Below are 927 nucleotides of genomic sequence, written 5' to 3'. Positions count from 1 at the left end.
CAAACGGGCTGGTGTAGCTACCGACGAGTTTCATGCCGAGTCCTTTGTGCGAGGAAAAATATCAGTATGACTCAGGCTCACGCAAAACACAGGTGATATAAGTCTCAATGATCCAAATAAAGATAATGCATCCAGCTGGTCATTCTTAGCAGCACTTTCCGCATCACCGAAACATGGCTGAAATGGTCGGAGTAAACCGCCACCTGGGCGTAGATGCCGTCGGGTAAGGCATCGATATCATCGTTAGGGTCCAGTTCAATGGTTCCCAGCACACCGTCCGTGCCGGGCACGACCGTTAATGATTGCAATACCCCCTGCGCCTGATAAGAACCGCCTGGCACGACAGGTAAAATACTAGTCAGTTTGCCGTGAAACACCTGCCCAGGTAGCGCGTTAAACACCACTTCCGCATCATCGCCGGGTTTCAGACGTAACAGCGAGTTTTGCCGAAATTGGGCGACAATTTGCCGTTTTTGCTCGGGGATGAAGACCATCACCGGACGCAGCGGCAAGGCAGCTGCGTATGTACCTGGGCGGATCAGTACCTGAGTAACGTAGCCATTGCTCGGCGCGCGAATGACAGTCTGCTCAAGGTTATATTTTGCTTCAGTAAGTTGCGCTCTTAAGCTCACAATCTGCGATTGCTCGCCGTTAACCATACTGTCGAGCTGGCTCTGGATCTGCGCCTGCTCCGCCACCGAGCCTTTCACCAGCGCATCCTGCGCGAGGAAATTTTGCCGCGCATCGTCGATGTCACGTTCCGAGAACGGATTCACCGCCGCCTGGCTGCCTTTCAAGTAACGTTGATAATTTTTAAACAGACGGTCGCGCTCCGCTGAAACCTGGGTGGTGTTGGCCTGCGCTTCAGTGAGCTGCGCACGCCGCGTCTTTATATTATGCGTCGCCGTCATCAGGTCAGCCTGAAGT

General features: G+C 53.4%; 1 protein-coding gene. It reads right to left on the bottom strand.

The annotated features are described in order from the left end of the window. Positions 1 to 104: 104 nt before the first annotated feature. Positions 105 to 927 (bottom strand): HlyD family secretion protein (locus tag RTW80_RS26120; RefSeq protein ID WP_312720985.1); only part of this gene is annotated, 823 nt, incomplete at its 5' end.

Source organism: Escherichia sp. AM3 (assembly GCF_032029835.1).
Taxonomy (GTDB): domain Bacteria; phylum Pseudomonadota; class Gammaproteobacteria; order Enterobacterales; family Enterobacteriaceae; genus Escherichia; species Escherichia coli.
The sequence above is the reverse complement of the archived record's forward strand: the minus strand, read 5'-3'. Positions and strand labels throughout refer to the sequence as shown.